The sequence below is a fragment of the Variovorax sp. AC103 genome (assembly GCF_979254005.1).
The window spans coordinates 89,187-104,626 of the sequence record NZ_CEEDFC010000005.1 but is presented as its reverse complement, the minus strand read 5'-3'; the positions used below and the strand labels follow the sequence as shown (position 1 = coordinate 104,626).

13 protein-coding genes are annotated in these 15,440 nt (G+C 68.2%); 4 read left to right on the top strand and 9 right to left on the bottom strand.

Features of this window, described 5'->3' with window-relative positions:
• Position 1: 1 nt before the first annotated feature.
• The 8 genes from AC0IYU_RS09120 to AC0IYU_RS09085 all read right to left on the bottom strand — a co-directional run bounded on the left by AC0IYU_RS09120 (position 2) and on the right by AC0IYU_RS09085 (position 9,444).
• Entirely contained in the window at positions 2 to 1,687 is a 1,686-nt protein-coding gene (locus tag AC0IYU_RS09120) for an amidohydrolase (protein WP_472115484.1), read from the bottom strand.
• Complete coding sequence (locus AC0IYU_RS09115) at positions 1,684 to 2,721, bottom strand: ABC transporter ATP-binding protein (protein ID WP_472115481.1); 1,038 nt, start codon at positions 2,719 to 2,721, stop codon at positions 1,684 to 1,686. The genes AC0IYU_RS09120 and AC0IYU_RS09115 overlap by 4 nt, the downstream gene beginning before the upstream one ends.
• Positions 2,718 to 3,788 carry an ABC transporter ATP-binding protein gene (locus AC0IYU_RS09110; protein ID WP_472115478.1) on the bottom strand — a complete coding sequence of 357 codons (1,071 nt, stop codon included), beginning with the start codon at positions 3,786 to 3,788 and terminating at the stop codon, positions 2,718 to 2,720. The genes AC0IYU_RS09115 and AC0IYU_RS09110 overlap by 4 nt, the downstream gene beginning before the upstream one ends.
• A complete protein-coding gene (locus AC0IYU_RS09105; protein ID WP_472115475.1) occupies positions 3,788 to 4,678 on the bottom strand; it encodes an ABC transporter permease in 891 nt (296 codons plus the stop codon). Before AC0IYU_RS09105 ends, AC0IYU_RS09110 begins: the two co-directional genes overlap by 1 nt.
• Complete coding sequence (locus tag AC0IYU_RS09100; protein ID WP_472115472.1) at positions 4,675 to 5,652, bottom strand: ABC transporter permease; 978 nt, start codon at positions 5,650 to 5,652, stop codon at positions 4,675 to 4,677. The genes AC0IYU_RS09105 and AC0IYU_RS09100 overlap by 4 nt, the downstream gene beginning before the upstream one ends.
• Before the next feature lie 10 nt (positions 5,653 to 5,662).
• The gene (locus AC0IYU_RS09095) at positions 5,663 to 7,210 is read right to left on the bottom strand and encodes an ABC transporter substrate-binding protein (protein WP_472116135.1); all 1,548 of its coding nucleotides are present in this window, start codon (positions 7,208 to 7,210) and stop codon (positions 5,663 to 5,665) included.
• A 313-nt stretch (positions 7,211 to 7,523) separates the two neighbouring features.
• The gene (locus tag AC0IYU_RS09090) at positions 7,524 to 9,002 is read right to left on the bottom strand and encodes an NAD(P)/FAD-dependent oxidoreductase (RefSeq protein WP_472115469.1); all 1,479 of its coding nucleotides are present in this window, start codon (positions 9,000 to 9,002) and stop codon (positions 7,524 to 7,526) included.
• 37 nt (positions 9,003 to 9,039) lie between these two features.
• On the bottom strand, positions 9,040 to 9,444 hold the full coding sequence (locus AC0IYU_RS09085) for a nuclear transport factor 2 family protein (RefSeq protein WP_435439153.1): 405 nt from the start codon (positions 9,442 to 9,444) through the stop codon (positions 9,040 to 9,042).
• 138 nt (positions 9,445 to 9,582) lie between these two features.
• Between AC0IYU_RS09085 and pdxR the strand changes: the two genes are divergently transcribed.
• From pdxR to AC0IYU_RS09065, 4 genes are all read left to right on the top strand, one after another.
• Positions 9,583 to 11,121 carry a MocR-like pyridoxine biosynthesis transcription factor PdxR gene (gene pdxR / locus AC0IYU_RS09080; protein ID WP_435439152.1) on the top strand — a complete coding sequence of 513 codons (1,539 nt, stop codon included), beginning with the start codon at positions 9,583 to 9,585 and terminating at the stop codon, positions 11,119 to 11,121.
• A 169-nt stretch (positions 11,122 to 11,290) separates the two neighbouring features.
• A complete protein-coding gene (gene tauA, locus AC0IYU_RS09075; protein WP_435487808.1) occupies positions 11,291 to 12,298 on the top strand; it encodes a taurine ABC transporter substrate-binding protein in 1,008 nt (335 codons plus the stop codon).
• Positions 12,299 to 12,628: 330 nt separating this feature from the next.
• Positions 12,629 to 13,417: a taurine ABC transporter ATP-binding protein gene (locus tag AC0IYU_RS09070; RefSeq protein ID WP_435495951.1), complete on the top strand. Its 789-nt coding sequence runs from the start codon at positions 12,629 to 12,631 to the stop codon at positions 13,415 to 13,417.
• A gap of 37 nt (positions 13,418 to 13,454) precedes the next feature.
• Positions 13,455 to 14,312, top strand: coding sequence for an ABC transporter permease subunit (locus AC0IYU_RS09065; RefSeq protein WP_472116132.1), 858 nt, complete (start codon positions 13,455 to 13,457; stop codon positions 14,310 to 14,312).
• Here the strand turns inward: AC0IYU_RS09065 and AC0IYU_RS09060 are convergent.
• A complete protein-coding gene (locus AC0IYU_RS09060; RefSeq protein WP_435487809.1) occupies positions 14,230 to 15,258 on the bottom strand; it encodes a LysR family transcriptional regulator in 1,029 nt (342 codons plus the stop codon). The two genes, AC0IYU_RS09065 and AC0IYU_RS09060, sit on opposite strands and share 83 nt — an antisense overlap.
• Positions 15,259 to 15,440: the final 182 nt, after the last annotated feature.

Below are 15,440 nucleotides of genomic sequence, written 5' to 3'. Positions count from 1 at the left end.
TTCAACCCCTCTGTGCCTCGAACACGCGGCCCGACAGCACGGTGCCCCACACGCGCGCGTCCTTCAGCGCCATCGGGTCCATCTCGAGCGGGTCGTCTTCCAGCACGCAGAAGTCGGCGCGCTTGCCGCATTCGATGCTGCCGATCTCGCCGTCGAGCTTCAGCGTCCATGCCGCGCCGAGCGTGATGGCGCGCAGCGCCTGCGCCACCGTGATGCGCTCGGCCTCGCCCAGCAGCCGGCCCTTGGGCGTGACGCGGTTCACGGCGCACCACGCGGTGAACAGCGGCCCCAGCGGCGTGACCGGCGCGTCGGAGTGAATGGCCAGCGGCACGCCCGCCGCCAGCGCGCTGCCGCAGGCGTCCAGCCGGTTGGCGCGGTCGGGGCCCATGGTCATCTCGTAGTGCTGGTCGCCCCAGTACCAGATGTGGTTGGCGAACAGGTTGGCGCACAGGCCCAGTTGCGCCATGCGGCGGAACAGCGGCGCGTCGATCATCTGGCCGTGCTGCAGTGTGTGGCGGTGGTCGGGGCGCGGTGCGCGCGTGAGCACGCGCTCGATGGCGTCGATGGCCACTTCGCTGGCCTCGTCGCCGTTGGTGTGCGTGTGGATCGTGAGGCCGGCGCGGTGGTACGTTTCGAAATCGGCCTCGTACTGCGCGGGCGCGGTCACCCAGATGCCGTTGGGCGCGCCGTTGAAATGCCCGGGCCAGCGCAGCCGCGCCGAGAAGCCCTGGATCGAGCCGTCGAGCATCATCTTCACCAGGCCGTAGCGCAGGCGGTCGGTGTTGCGCGGCAGCAGCGCCTTCACATGCTCGGCGCCCTGCGGCGCACCGTGCGTGCCATGGAAGGCCTGGAACGCCGGCAGTATGCGCACGCCGAAGCCGTCGTCGCTCGTCGTCTTCTCCAGCACGCCGCAGTCTTCGGGCGTGAGCTTGTTGACGAGGTCGGTCGCGGTGGTCACGCCCTGCAGGCACGCCAGCCTGGCGAAGGAGCGCACGCCGGCCTCGGTCATCGGCGCGAGCAGGCCGGCGTTGCCGATCTTGCGCAGCACCAGGAACATGGCGGCCGGCTCCTGCAGCTCGCCGGTCGGCTCGCCTTCATCGGCGCCTTCAGCAAACTTGACCACGCCCTCGACCTCGTTGTCGCGGGTGATCTGCGCCATGTTCAACATTGCGCTGTTCACGTTCATCAGGTGCCCGTTGGCATGGCCGATGACGATGGGCCGCGTGGCGCTCGCGCGGTCGACGTGCCGCACCGTCATGCGCTCGCCGCCAAAGTAGATGGGGTCGAATCCCCAGGCGATCAACGGCTCGGTGTCCGGCACGCCGTCGGCGGTCATCTTCGCGGCCACGTCGCTCAGGCGCGACACCACCTCGTCCATGGAGCGCAGGCCGCTCCACACCTTGCCGGCCGGGTCTCGCCGGTCGAACCAGCCGAGGTACGTCCAGTCCCACATGCTGCCTTCCTTCAGGTGGCAATGGCCCTCCACGAGGCCGGGCATCAGCACCTTGCCGGCAAAGCGCTCGTCGAGCGTGAAAGTGCCCCAGGCCTGCATGTCCGCGAGCGTGCCGACGGCCAGCACGCGGCCGTCGCGCACCGCCACATGCGTGGCATGCGGCTGCATGGGGTTCATGGTGATGACCTTGCGGGCCGTGTAGACGGTGGTGGTTGCTTTGTTGTTGGGGCTCATGGCGATTCAGGGAGCGAAAGGGGCGGGCGCGCCAGGCCGTCGACCACGTCGACGCGCCGGCAGCGCACCCGATGATCGGGCGCGACTTCGCGCAGCGGGGGCGCCTCGGCCGCGCAGGCCGGCTCCGCCACCGGGCAGCGGCCGGCAAAGCGGCAGCCCTGGGGCGGGTCGATGGGGCTCGGCGGATCGCCGCTCAGCTTGATGCGGTGCGCCGCGCGACGCCGCCCGCCGCTCACGGTCGGCACCGCCGACATCAGCGCCACGCTGTACGGATGCAGCGGCCGCGCGAAGAAGCTGCGCCGCGGCGCGCGTTCGACGATCTGCCCCAGGTACATCACGGCGATGTCGTCGCAGATGTGCTCGACCACCGCCATGTCGTGCGAGATGAACAGGTAGGTGAGCCCGAGCTCGCGCTGCAGGCGTGCGAGCAGGTTCAGTATCTGCGCGCGAATGGCGATGTCCAGCGCCGACACCGGCTCGTCGCACACCACCAGCTCGGGGTTGGTGGCCAGCGCCCGCGCGATGTTGATGCGCTGGCGCTGCCCGCCCGAGAACTGGTGCGGAAACAGGTGCTGCTGTTCGGGCCGCAGGCCCACGGCCTCGAACAGCTCGGCCACGCGGCGCGTGCGCTCCTCGGGCGTGCCCACGCGCATCAGGTCGAGCGGCGCGCGCACGGCGGCGCCCGCGCGCTCGCGCGGGTTCAGCGAAGAGAACGGGTCTTGAAAAATGATCTGCATGCGCGTGCGCGCCTGGCGCAGCGCCTCGCCCTGCAGCGCGCCCAGGTCGGTGTTGCCCAGACGTATGCGGCCCGAGGTGAAGGGCGCAAGCCGCATCACCGCCAGCGCGGTCGTGGTCTTGCCCGAGCCCGATTCGCCCACCACCGCGAGCGTGCTGCCGCGCCGCACCTCGAACGAGACGCCGTCCACCGCCTTCACCACCTCGGGTGTGCGGCCCCAGCCGCCCTTGCCGCGCGGAAAGTGCACCTTCAGGTCGTCGACCGAGAGCAGGGTGTCGATGTTGCCGATGAATGTCATGCGGCCACCTTGTCGCGTCGATCCAGGGATTGCGATGGCGTTTCGGCATGCAGCCAGCAGGCCGCGCCGTGCGGCAAGCCTGCCGCCACCTCGCCATGCACCGCGAACATCGGCGGCACTTCCACCGCGCAGCGCGCCATGGCGCGCGGGCAGCGCTCGCGAAACGCGCAGCCGGTGCCCAGCTCCCAGATGGACGGCACCACGCCCGCGATCTCGGCCAGGTCTTCGCGCGCACCGTCGCCGTACGCGGCGCTGCTGCCGAGTTCCGGCAGGCAGTCGATCAGCCCGCGCGTGTAGGGATGGCCGGGCTCGCCCAGCACCTGCTCGGTGGTGCCCTGTTCGATCACGCGGCCCGCGTACATCACCATCACGCGGTCGGCCATCTCGGCGACCGCGCCCATGTCGTGCGTGATGAGCAGGATGGCCGTGCCCTTCTCGCGCTGCAGCTCGCGCAGCAGGTCGAAGATCTGCGCCTGCACCGTCACGTCGAGCGCGGTGGTGGGTTCGTCGGCAATCAGGATGTCGGGGCGGCAGGCCAGCGCCATGGCGATCATCACGCGCTGGCGCATGCCACCGGACAGCTGGTGCGGGTACTCGTCCACGCGCCGCTCGGGCGCCGGAATGCCCACCTGCCGCAGCATCTCGATGGCGCGCTGGCGCGCCGCGTGGGCGTTCATGCCGGCGTGCAGCTGCAGCGATTCGCCGATCTGGTCGCCCACGGTGAACACCGGGTTCAGCGAGGTCATCGGCTCCTGGAAGATCATGGAGATGCGGTTGCCGCGCACTTCGCGCATGCGCGCGTCGCTGGCCTGCACCAGGTCTTCGCCCTGGAACAGCACGCGGCCCTGGCGAATGCGCCCCGGCGGCGACGGAATGAGCCGCAGCAGTGCCAGCGCCGTCATGCTCTTGCCGCAGCCCGACTCGCCGACCACGCACAGCGTTTCGCCGGCGCGCACTTCGAAGTCGACCCCGTTGAGCACCAGCGCCTGGCCGCGGCGGGTCTTGAACTCGACGTGCAGGTCCTGCACGCGAAGCAATGCGTCGTGGGTGGTGTGGGTGCTTGCCATCAGCGTTCCCTCAGCTTGGGGTTGAGGGCATCGTTCAGGCCGTCGCCGATCAGGCTCACGGCCAGCACGGTGACGAAGATGGCCGCACCGGGAAAGGCCACCGCCCACCAGCAAGACAGCACGTACTGCCGGCTGGAGCCGATCATCAGCCCCCAGCTCATCTGGTTCGGGTCGCCCAGCCCCAGGAACGACAGCCCGGCCTCGAACAGCACGGCCGCGCCGATGGCCAGCGTGGCCGACACCACCAGCGGCGGCAGCGCGTTGGAAAGAATCACCTTCCAGATGATGCGTGCGTCGCGCGCGCCGATGGCCCGCTCGGCGCGCACGAACTCCAGCCCGCGGAACTTCATGAACTCCGCGCGCGTGAGGCGGGCGGTGCCCGTCCAGCTCACGATGCCGATGGCCAGCGTCACCGTCACCAGCGTGGGCGAGAACAGCGTGACCACCACCATCGCGAACAGCAGCGCGGGCAGCACCTGGAAGAACTCGGTCAGCTTCATCAGCGCCGCGTCGACCTTGCCGCCGTAGTAGCCCGCGAAGGCCCCCAGCGTGATGCCGATCACCACCGACAGCAGCGCGGCCACCGCACCCACCAGCAGCGTGGCGCGCCCGCCGTAGATCAGCGCGGTGAGCACGTCGCGGCCCAGGTAGTCGCTGCCCAGCCAGGCGTCTTCGCTGAAGGGCGGTGTGAGCGGCGCGGTCTTGATTTCGAACGGGTCGGCCGGGTAGAACCAGGGCCCGGCAATGGCCACCACGAGCACCGCCAGCAGCATCGCCATGCCGACGATGGCGGCGGGGTTGCGCAGGAACATGCGCAGCGCCTCCATGCCGGGGTGTTCCACGCGCACGGCGGGTGCAGCAACAGAAGGCATAGTGCTCACCTTGTTCATGAGGCCTTGATCCGTGGGTCGATGAAGCGATAGCACAGGTCGGTGAGCTGGTTCATCACCACCACCACGATCGAGGAGAACAGCAGCACGCCGAGGATGGTCGGGTAGTCGCGCCGCAGCACCGACTCGAAGGCCAGCCGGCCGAGGCCCGGCCAGTTGAACACCGTCTCAACCAGGATGGCGCCGGCCAGCACATTGCCGAACTGCAGCCCCAGCACCGTGACCACCGGCAGCAGCGCGTTGCGCAGCGCATGCTTGTAGAGCACCACGCGCTCGGCCAGGCCCTTGGCGCGCGCGGTGCGGATGAAGTCCGAGCCCAGCACGTCGAGCATCGACGAGCGCGCCAGCCGGCTGTATTGCGCCAGGTACACCAGGCTCAGCGTGAGCGTGGGCAGCACCAGGTGGTAGGCCACGTCGATCATGTCGGCGAGCCCGCCGGCGCCGCTCGAATCGATGGCGCGCATGCCCGCCACCGGCAATATCGGGAACACCGAGGCCAGCAGGATCACCAGCATGATCCCGAGCCAGAACACCGGTGCCGCGAAGCCCACGAGCGACAGCACCGTGATGAACTGCGACAGCCAGCCGTTCGGCTTGCGCGACGACAGCACGCCCAGCGCCGTGCCCACGAAGAAGGCCAGCAGCACCGAGCTCAGCACCAGCAGCAGCGTGGCCGGCACGCGCTCGGCGATCAGGTGCGTCACCGGCAGGTTGAAGAAGTACGAGTAGCCCAGGTCGCCCCGCGCCACCTTGCCCAGGTACACGCCCAGCTGCACCGGCAGCGACCTGTCCAGCCCGTACTGCGTGCGCAGCTGCGTCATCAGCTCGGGCGACATGCCGCCGCTGGCGCCGGCAATGGTTTCCACCGGGTCGCCCGGCGCGGCGTGTACCAGCACGAAGTTGAGGACCACCACCGCAATCACCAGGCCCAGCGCCTGAAGCAGTCGCGATGCGATGTAGCGCAGCGTGCCCATGACCCGCGCCTTACTTGAAGTACACCTCGTCCATCGGCGACATCGGTCCCCAGATGGTGGTCGGCACGTTGCCCAGCTTCTTGCTGGTGATGGTGTGGTACGGCACCTGGTTGATGAACTCGATGGGCAGCTCGTCGGTCACGATCTTCTGGAAGGTGGCGTAGTAGGCCTTGCGCTGCGTCGGGTCCGTCAGGCTGCCGGCGGTGTTGAGCAGCTCGTCCACCTTCGGGTTGGCGTAAGACTGGGTGTTGGTCCAGACGATGGGCTTGATGTTGGTCGACAGGTAGGTGCGATGCACGCCGATGATCGGGTCGCCCCAGTTGAACACCGTGTCCATCGACAGGTCGAAGTCGTGCGAGGCCAGCCGCTTGGCCCAGGCCGGAAAGTCGGCCGAGGCGCGCACCTCCACCGTGATGCCCACCTTCTTGAGCTGCCCGCGGATGTACTCGGCCACGTTCTTCTGCTGGTCGTCGGCGCCGGGCAGGTAGTCGATGGTGAGCTTGAAGCGCCCGCCGCCGGCACCGGCCTTGTAGCCCGCGGCGTCGAGCATCTCGCCGGCCTTCTTCAGGTCGAGCGGGTAGCGCACCAGGTCGGGCACCGCGAACGGGCTGCTGGCCACCAGCGGGCCGTCGGACACGGTGGCGAAGCCGCCCATCAGCGCCTTGGTGATGAAGTTCTTGTCGAGCGCCGTGGCAATGGCCTTGCGCACCTGCACGTCGGACAGGGGCTTCTTCGCGGTGTTGAAGGCCAGCCAGTTGAGCGCGCCGATGCCGTCGTAGCCCTTGGGCGTGAGCGACACCTTGGGGTCGTTGGCCAGGCGCTTCAGGTCGGTGGGCAGCGTGGCGAAAGGCACCATCTGGATGTCGCCGCGCTCCAGCCCGAGGATCAGGCTGGCCGAGTCGGGCGTGATGTTGACGATGATCTTGTCGAGGTAGGGCCTGTTCGGCAGAAAGAACTTGTCGAAGCGCTCCAGCACCACGCGCTGCGCCGGCTTGAAGTCGGTCACGCGGAAGGGGCCCGAGCCGATCACGTCGGTGCTGTTGCGCGGATGGTTCTTCAGGTCCTGCCCGTCGCCGTAGATGTGCTTGGGAAGAATGGGGCACAGCGCGGGCGACATCGCCAGCACGATGGCCGGGTGCGGCACGCCCATGCGCACGATGGCGGTGTAGGCGTCGGGCGTTTCCACCTTGTCCACCGGGCCCATCATGGTGGTGAAGGGGTGGTTGGCCTTGATGGCCATGATCGAGAAGGCCACGTCGGCCGAGGTGACGGGCTTGCCGTCGTGGAACACCGCGTCCTTGCGCAGCTTGAGCGTGAGCGACTTGCCGTCCTCGGCCAGCTTCCACGATTCGGCCAGGTAGGGCTGCGGGTTCCACTTGTCGTCGAAGCGCAGCGGGCTCGCGAAGATCTGCGTGGAGGGCAGGGCGGTGGCAATGCCCGACTGCACCGCGCCGTTCAGGTGCCGGGGCGTCTGCGTGCTGCCGATGACCAGCGTGCCGCCGCGCTTGGGCTCGTCGGCCGCGAACGCCGGCAGCGGCAGCAGGCTGCTCGCGGCCATGAGCGTGGCGGACAGCAGCGTGGTGCGGCGCGTGAAGACCGCATCTGCAGGATTCGAGGGCAGCGAGGGAAGCGTGGGGATCGGCATGACAGGACCTCAGGGAGTTCGACACAGGCAATCGGTTTCGGTCCGCGGCGTTGCAGGACCTCGGTGTCGAAGATAGGCGCTTGGTGCGTGCCGGCGAAGAGCCAACGCCGCGCGAGTCACAGGGCCAGAAGGCACGGGTTTGCCCCGTTGTGCGACGGGGCCGTGCGCCACATCGGGGAATGCGCGCGCGCGGTGCGTTTCCCGTCGTGGCGAGGCGCCTTCTTTTCTACTTTTCGTCGCGCAGCCAGTACCACTTGTAGAGCATGCGTTGCCCCATGCGCCGGAACGGCGCGAACGCGCGCGACTCCACCATGCCCAGCACGTTGGGAAAGGGCAGCGGCGAGTGGTAGATGGGCAGTTCGAACACGTCCTTGCCCGTGTCCTTGCCCGCCACGCGCTCGGCCAGCCGCTTGCCGGCCCAGGTCGAGAACGACACGCCGTTGCCGCCGTAGCCCACCGCGTACCAGACCTTCTTGTCCGCCTCGGGCTGGGTGATGCGCGGCATCATGTCGTGGCTCATGTCGACCCATCCCCACCACGAGTAGTCGATGCGGATGCCCGCCAGCGGCGGAAACTTGCGCGCGATGGCGTCGGTCAGCAGCTTCAGGTGCACCGGGTCTTCGGCGTCGGCGCCGGTCACGGCGCTGCGGCTGCCGATCTGCAGGCGGTTGCCCTTGAGCAGCCGGTAATAGAAGCGCAGCGTGCGCGTGTCGGTCAGGAAGGTCTTCGAGCGGAAGTTGGTGGCCTGCAGTTCCGCATCGGTCAGCGGCCGGGTGACCACCGAGTTCGACAGGATCGGCATGAGCCGGTTCTTCAGCAGCGGGCTCAGCGCCTGTCCCGTGTAGCCGCCGGTGCACACCGCCACGCGGCGCGCGCGCACCACCCCGGCCGGCGTCTGCAGGTGGTGCACGCCGTCGATGGTGTGCCAGCCCTGCACCGGGCTGGAGGTGTGCACCTTCACGCCCAGCGCACGGGCGCGCTGCATCAGGCCGAAGGTGAACTTCAGCGGGTGGATGCCGATGCCTTCGGCCTCGAACATCGCGCCCACGGTTTCGCGCTCGTCGCAGTAGTCGCGGCGCACTTCCTCCGCGCTCATCATGCGGGTGGCGTAGCCGAATTTCTCGCGCATGAGCCGCGCTTCGGCGTCGAGCACCGGCAGCTTCTCGGGCCGGTGCGCCAAGTAGAGGTGGCCGCCGTCGTACGCGTCGCAGTCGATCTGCGTGGTCAGGTGGCGAAAGTTCTCGAAGCCGCTGCGAATCTCGGCGTCGAGCCGCCTGGCGGTGTCCATGCCCCAGCGCTGGATCCATTGCGAACGCTTCAGGCGTCCGCTCGCGTTCTGCCCCTGGCCGCCGCTGCGGCTGGAGCAGCCCCACGCGGCCTGGTTGGCCTCCAGCACGGTGGCGCGAATGCCGTGTTCCTGCGCCAGGTAGAGCGCGGTCGACATGCCGGTGGCGCCCGAGCCGATGATGGCCACGTCGACATCGATGTCCTGCACCAGCGGGCCGTCGTCCTCCGGCGGGGTGCCGGCGCTGGCCACCCACCAGGTGGGCGCGTAGGCGCGGCCCGCGCCGGGGTCGGGCGCGTGCAGCGGGTCGTATTGCGGGTCGTAGGGGCGCATGGGCACCTGCAGCGGCTGCGGCTCGAACGATGCGGCGTCGATGGCTGCGCTGGCGGTGGCGAACTGCACGGTGCCTGTCATGGTCATGAAGGGCTCCAGGAAGGGGAAAAGGAAAGGGTTCGGCTTACTTCGCGGCGGGCAGGTTGGGCCGGGCCTTGCGGAACACGTTCTTCAGGTGGATCTTTGCGCCCCGGAAGGTGAACACGTCGATGCCGTCGGTCTCGATGCGGCTGCCGTCGGCGGCGGTGCCGGTGAAGGTCCATTGCGAGGTGCCGAAGTCACCGTGCACGAAGTGCTGGCCGTTCACCCACTGCGCGTCGGGCACCGCGGCCCACGCGGCGGCGAAGGCCTTGCGCACCGCCTCGGTGCCGACGTGGCGCGTGCCGCAGGCGTCGGGGCCGGCGGCGGTCTGGAAGATGCAGTCGTCGGTCATGAAGCCCATGAGCGCGTCGACGTCGTGGCGGTTCCAGGCGTCGCTGAAGGCGGCCAGGGTGTCGGTGGTCACGGTAGAGGAAGAAGAGGCGGTCACGCGGGAGCTCCGGAAATTGATGAGGCAAGCGTAGGCAGCCGGCTGCCTGCGCGATAGGGCCAGTTGCGGGAATTCGACCGAGCCAGAGCGCCGTTGAAGCGCACGAACGGCACCGGCTGCCCTAAACTGCGGCGCACCATGCCCCCGAACCCGCGAGCCACCCAATGGGCGCAGCTCTTCGCGCTGCCCGACCAGCCGGCCCTGCCGCTGCAAGCCCGCTTGCGCACCGCCGTGGTCCAGGCCATCCTCGAAGAACACCTGAGCCCCGGCGCGCCGCTGCCTTCGTCGCGCGAGCTCGCGGCCCTGCTCGGGCTGAGCCGCAACACGGTCACCTCCGCGTACCTGCAACTCATCGACGAAGGCTTCCTGGAAGCGCGCCCGCGCAGCGGCGTGTTCGTGGCGCGCAATGCGCGGCCGGTGTCCGCCGCGCATGCGGAGCCGCTGGTGAGCCGCAGCGGGCAGGCGAGCCAGCCGCCGGACTGGTCGGGGCGCGTGCTGCGCTCGCTGATGGACAAGCCCACGCTGTCCAAGCCCGACCGGTGGCGCGACTACCCGTACCCCTTCGTCTACGGCAACTACGACCCGCAGCTGTTCCCCACCGAAGACTTTCGCGAGTGCTGCGCGCGCAGCCTCGCGCGCTCGCAGCTGCCGCACTGGACGCCCGACTTCGAGACCGACGACGTGCCCGACCTCATCGAGCAGATCCGCACGCGGCTGCTGCCCAAGCGCGGCGTGTTCGCGCTGAAGGAAGAGATCCTCGTGACCATGGGCGCGCAGCACGCCTACTACTTGCTGGCCGAGGCGCTGTTCGACGAGCACACGCGCGTGGGGCTCGAAGAGCCGGGCCATCCGCATGCGCGCAACAGCTTCTCGTTGCGCCAGCCGAAATGGGTCGAGGTCGACGTCGATGAAGACGGGCTGGTGGTCGATGCGCTGCCCGCCGCCGACTACCTGTTCGTGACCCCGTCGCACCAGAGCCCCACGACGGCCACGCTGAGCCTGGAGCGCAGGCAGTGGCTGTTGCGCAAGGCGGAGCTGCAGGACTTCGTGATCATCGAGGACGACTACGAGGCCGAGAACCTGTACGAAGGCAAGCCGATGCCCGCGCTCAAAAGCCTGGACAAGACGGGGCGGGTGATCTACGTGGGGTCGGTGTCCAAGAGCCTGTCGCCGGCGCTGCGGCTGGGGTTCATCGTGGCGCCACGCGCGTTGATCAAGGAACTGCGCGTGATCCGGCATGCGATGGTGCGGCACCCGAGCGCCTTCCTGCAGCATGCGTATGCGCTGTTCCTTTCGCTGGGGCATCACGAGTCGCATGCGCGGCGCGTGAACCACGCCATGCAGGAGCGGCTCGCCCTGGCGGCCCAGGCGCTGCGCGACCATCTGCCCGATTTCGAATTCCGGCTGCCTTCGGGCGGGGCTTCGATCTGGGTGCAGGCGCCGACCTGGGTGGACGCGACCGAGCTGTCGCTGATGGCGCGCAGCCATGGTGTGCTGATCGAGGCGGGCGACGTGTTCTTTGCCAAGCCGCCGTACCCGTGCCCGTTCTTCCGGCTGCGGTTGTCGTCCATTGCGGCGGCGCAGATTCCGGCGGGCATCCGGGCGTTGGGGCTCGCGGTCGAAGAGTTGGCGCTGGCGCGGGGCGAGAAGCGCCCGGCGGGTGGTCGAACGCACTGAGCCTTGCGGCTTGCCGGAAGGCGGAGGCGCACCGCTGGCGTGCAGCACGCACCAGAACGAGGGTAAGTCCCGAGCCACTGGCTCCACGCCCGCGCAGGCGCTGGCACTTCCTGGCTGGCGGTGTTGGGTGCAAAGTCCGCAGCGAGATTCACCCTCCAGGAGAAAACAGATGACCTTGTCCCGACGTCTTTCCCTCCAGTGCGCAGCCCTCGCGGCGGCAATGACCCTTGGCGGCGCCGCCTTCGCGCAAACCAAGGAAGTCACCTTCGCCCACCAGGACATGCTGGTGCCGCTGCGCCTTGTCATGGAGTCCGGCGAGGTCGAGAAGGCCACGGGCTACAAGATCAACTGGCGCATGTTCTCGGGCGGCGGCGACGTGATTCGCGCCATGGCTTCGGGCGACGTGCAGATGGGCGAAACCGGCTCCAGCCCGCTGACCGCCGCGGCCAGCCAGGGGCAGGACATCAAGCTGTTCTGGATTTCCGCCGACATCGCGGACGCCGAGGCGCTGGTGGCGCGTAACGGCTCCAACATCAACAGCATGAAGGACCTGGCCGGCAAGAAGGTGGCCACGCCGTTCGTGTCGACCGCGCACTACCAGCTCATGGCCGGCATGAAGATGGACGGCGTCGACCCCAAGAGCGTGAACGTGATGAACCTGCGCCCGCCCGAGATCGCGGCGGCATGGGAGCGCGGCGACATCGACGCCACCTTCATCTGGGACCCGGTGCTCTCCAAGATCAAGGCCAGCGGCAAGACCATCGCCACCTCGGGCAGCATCGGCAAGCGCGGCGCGCCCACGTTCGAAGGCATCGTGGTCAACGCCAAGTGGGCTGCCGCCAACGAGCCGTTCATGGTCGCGTTCGTGAAGGCGCTGAACCGCGCCAACGAAGAATACAAGGCCACCGGCAAGAGCTGGAAGCCCGACTCGCCGCAGACCAAGGCCATGGCCAAGTGGACCAAGGCCGACCCGAAGGACGTGGGGCCGGCGATGGCGCTCTACACCTTCCCGACGATGGCCGAGCAGCTCTCTCCGGTGTGGCTCGGCGGGGGCGCTGCGAAGGCGATGGCCAACACGGCGGCCTTCCTGAAGGAACAGGGGCGCGTGCAGGAGGTGAAGCCTGACTACAACGCTTTCGTGACCACTGCTTATGTCGAGAAGGCGATGGGCAAGTAACACTGCCTGTGGTTTCGGGGGGCGCCTTTGTTCGGGGTGGCGCTCACGCCGACGGGGTACCTTGCTCCGCGAATGTCCCCCGGCCTTCGGCCTCCTCCTTTATTTCGCTGCGCAAGGCACCCCATCGACGTGAGCGTCGTCAGCAGCGGTGGTTGATCAGCCGCAAACCGACAGCGTGCCCGGGTGAACAGGGCGTCGGGTGCTCCCCGCAGCGAAATAAAGGAGGAGGGGCGCAGCCCCGGGGGACATTCGCGGAGGGGAGTACCCGGCGGCCTGTGCACCCGCCCCGAACAGCAGCGCGCAACAGCAACCCGCATTGGAGAAAAAGACATGCCCACGCTAGACATCCGAGACCTCACGGTCAACTACGCAGTCAAGGGCGGCACGCTGCAGGCGCTGGCCCCGGTCAACCTCACGATGCACGACGGCGACTTCGTCGTTGCATTGGGTGCGTCAGGCTGCGGCAAGACCACGCTGCTCAACAGCATCGCCGGCTTCCTGCCGCCTTCGACCGGCGAGATCCTGCTGGACGGCAAACCCGTCGTCGGCCCCGGTGCAGACCGCGGCGTGGTGTTCCAGAAGCATGCGCTCATGCCCTGGCTCAATGTGCGCGACAACGTGGCACTGGGCCTTCGGCTGGCCGGTGTAGGCAAGGCCGAGCGCGACCGCGTCGCTGAAGAAAAGCTCGCCCTTGTCGGCCTGGAAAAGTACGCCGACCGCGCCGTGTACGAACTCTCCGGCGGCATGCAGCAGCGCGTGGGCATTGCGCGCGCGCTCGCCAGCGACCCCGCCGTGCTGCTCATGGACGAACCCATGGGCGCGCTCGATGCGTTCACGCGCGAACAGGTGCAAGAGATCTTGCTGCACGCCTGGTCCAAGTCCAACAAGATGGTGTTCTTCATCACGCACTCGGTGGAAGAGGCGCTGTTCCTGGCCACCCGGCTGATCGTGATGAGCCCCAGCCCCGGGCGCATTTCGCACATCTACGACGACGTGCCGTTCTCTCGCCAGTTTTTGTCGCACGGCGATTCACGCAAGGTGAAGTCCGAGCCCGAATTCATTCGCATGCGCGAAGAAGTGCTGTCCATCATTCACCACCGCGAGGCCGCCCATGCCTGAGGTCACCATCGCATCGCCTCGAGTGGTCAACGCTGCCATGACGCCACCCTCCAAGCCCGCGGCATCGCCCGAATCTTCGGCGCAGGCGGCCGGCACCAAGCTCAAGACCAGCGCCTTCAAGGTGCCGGGCGAGGGCTCCAGCGTGGTCATCAGCGTGGTGACCGTGACCGTGCTGATCGCGCTGTGGTTCCTGGTCACGAACATGGGCTGGGTCAAGCCGCTGTTCCTGCCCACGCCGCAGGCCGTGTTCCAGCAGTTCTACGAATACCTGACCGGCCAGGCCAACGACAAGCCGCTGTGGCAGCACTTTCTGGCGAGCATGTTCCGCGTGTTCTCGGCCTTCTTCCTGGCCTGCGCCACCGCCATTCCGGTGGGCATTGCCATGGGCATGAGCCGCTTCTGGCGCGGCATTTTCGACCCGCCGCTGGAGTTCTACCGGCCGCTGCCGCCGCTGGCGTACCTGCCGCTCATCATCATCTGGTTCGGCATCGACGAGCTGCCCAAGGTGCTGCTGATCTTCCTGAGCTGCTTCGCGCCGCTGGCACTGGCCGCGCGCTCGGGCATGCGCAGCGCGTCGCAGGAGCAGATCAACGCGGCGTACTCCATGGGCGCGAGCTACATGCAGGTGATTCGCCACGTGATATTGCCGTCGGCGCTGCCCGACATCCTGGTGGGCATGCGCATTGCCATCGGCTTCGGCTGGACCACGCTGGTGGCCGCCGAAATGGTGGCGGCCAGCATGGGGCTGGGTCAGATGGTGCTGAACGCGTCGAACTTCCTGCGCACCGACATCGTCATCATGGGCATCATCGTCATTGGCGTGGTGGCGTACCTGTTCGACCTGCTGATGCGCTGGCTCGAGCGGCGGCTGGTGCCTTGGAAAGGGCGCATGTAGGCGCCAGGGTCGGCGCAAGCGGCGACACCTGCAATGCGGGCGGCAAGGTCGGCATCGTCTGGCCGGCCGGCACCATGGACTGCTCCAGAAAGTCGAGCATCGCGCGCATCGCAGCGCTGTTGTGGCGGCGCTGCGAGTAGGCCGCGTACAGCCAGTGGTCGCGCGGCATGTGCTCTCGCAGCACCGGCACCAGCGCGCCGCGCTCCAGGTGCGACTGCGCCAGCGGTTCGGGCACGTAGGCCACGCCCACGCCGCGCAGCGCCAGCTCGATCAGCGCCACGGCGTCGTTGGCTTCCATGCGGCTGTGCACCGTCACGTCGTGCGGCTTGCCGTCGGTCTCGAAGGGCAGGTGCGTGGTGGGCATCGACGAATAGCTCAGCATCTCGTGGCGGCCCAGGTCCGCGGGCACCTGCGGCATGCCGCGCTGGGCCCAGTAGGCCGGCGTGGCGCACACCACCATGTCGTACTGCACCAGCCGGCGCACGATCAGGTTCATGTCGTCGATGCGCCCGCCGGTCAGGTGGATGTCGATGCCCTCCTCGATCAGGTCGATGTCGCGGTTGGTGAACACAAGGCTCACGTACACGTCGGGGTAGAGGCGGATGAACCCGGCAATCACGTCCGACAGCCAGCCCGCGATCAGGCCGTTCGGCGCGCTCATGCGCAGCCGGCCGCGCGGGTGCGAGCCGTGGGCCTGCAGGTCGTTCAGGGTGTTTTCGGCCATGGCCACCAGCTCGGTGCTGCGGTCCAGCAGCACCTGGCCGGCGTCGGTCAGGCTCAATGATCGGGTGGAGCGGTTCAGCAGGCGCACGCCGCTGCGCTCTTCGAGCTCGGCCACGTAGCGGCTGACCGTGGCTTTGGACATGCCCAGCGAAATCGCCGCGCGGGAGAAGCTGCGTCGGAACGCGACTTCGCGGAATGTTTTGATGAGATCGAGGCCGTCCATGGATGGGCGGATTGTTCCAGCTTCGGGATGCCGGGGTCTTTCGCCGGGGCATCGCCGGTTTCCCCCTTCGAGGCGACGATGCCTCGTGGCTATACTGCCGCCGTCGCGCCAAAAACAGGCGTGATCGGGATTGGACTCCCGCTGAAATCACTGCGACGAAAGCCGCAGTCACCCCGCAGGGT

Excerpts from the sequence above, each read along its gene's own strand:
- pdxR (WP_435439152.1), top strand. The coding sequence starts at position 9,583 with ATGCCCCCGAACCCGCGAGCCACCCAATGGGCGCAGCTCTTCGCGCTG.
- AC0IYU_RS09065 (WP_472116132.1), top strand. The coding sequence starts at position 13,455 with ATGACGCCACCCTCCAAGCCCGCGGCATCGCCCGAATCTTCGGCGCAG.
- AC0IYU_RS09120 (WP_472115484.1), bottom strand. The coding sequence starts at position 1,687 with ATGAGCCCCAACAACAAAGCAACCACCACCGTCTACACGGCCCGCAAG.
- AC0IYU_RS09060 (WP_435487809.1), bottom strand. The coding sequence starts at position 15,258 with ATGGACGGCCTCGATCTCATCAAAACATTCCGCGAAGTCGCGTTCCGA.
- AC0IYU_RS09115 (WP_472115481.1), bottom strand. The coding sequence starts at position 2,721 with ATGACATTCATCGGCAACATCGACACCCTGCTCTCGGTCGACGACCTG.
- AC0IYU_RS09090 (WP_472115469.1), bottom strand. The coding sequence starts at position 9,002 with ATGACCATGACAGGCACCGTGCAGTTCGCCACCGCCAGCGCAGCCATC.
- AC0IYU_RS09105 (WP_472115475.1), bottom strand. The coding sequence starts at position 4,678 with ATGAACAAGGTGAGCACTATGCCTTCTGTTGCTGCACCCGCCGTGCGC.
- AC0IYU_RS09070 (WP_435495951.1), top strand. The coding sequence starts at position 12,629 with ATGCCCACGCTAGACATCCGAGACCTCACGGTCAACTACGCAGTCAAG.
- AC0IYU_RS09110 (WP_472115478.1), bottom strand. The coding sequence starts at position 3,788 with ATGGCAAGCACCCACACCACCCACGACGCATTGCTTCGCGTGCAGGAC.
- AC0IYU_RS09095 (WP_472116135.1), bottom strand. The coding sequence starts at position 7,210 with ATGGCCGCGAGCAGCCTGCTGCCGCTGCCGGCGTTCGCGGCCGACGAG.
- AC0IYU_RS09100 (WP_472115472.1), bottom strand. The coding sequence starts at position 5,652 with ATGGGCACGCTGCGCTACATCGCATCGCGACTGCTTCAGGCGCTGGGC.
- tauA (WP_435487808.1), top strand. The coding sequence starts at position 11,291 with ATGACCTTGTCCCGACGTCTTTCCCTCCAGTGCGCAGCCCTCGCGGCG.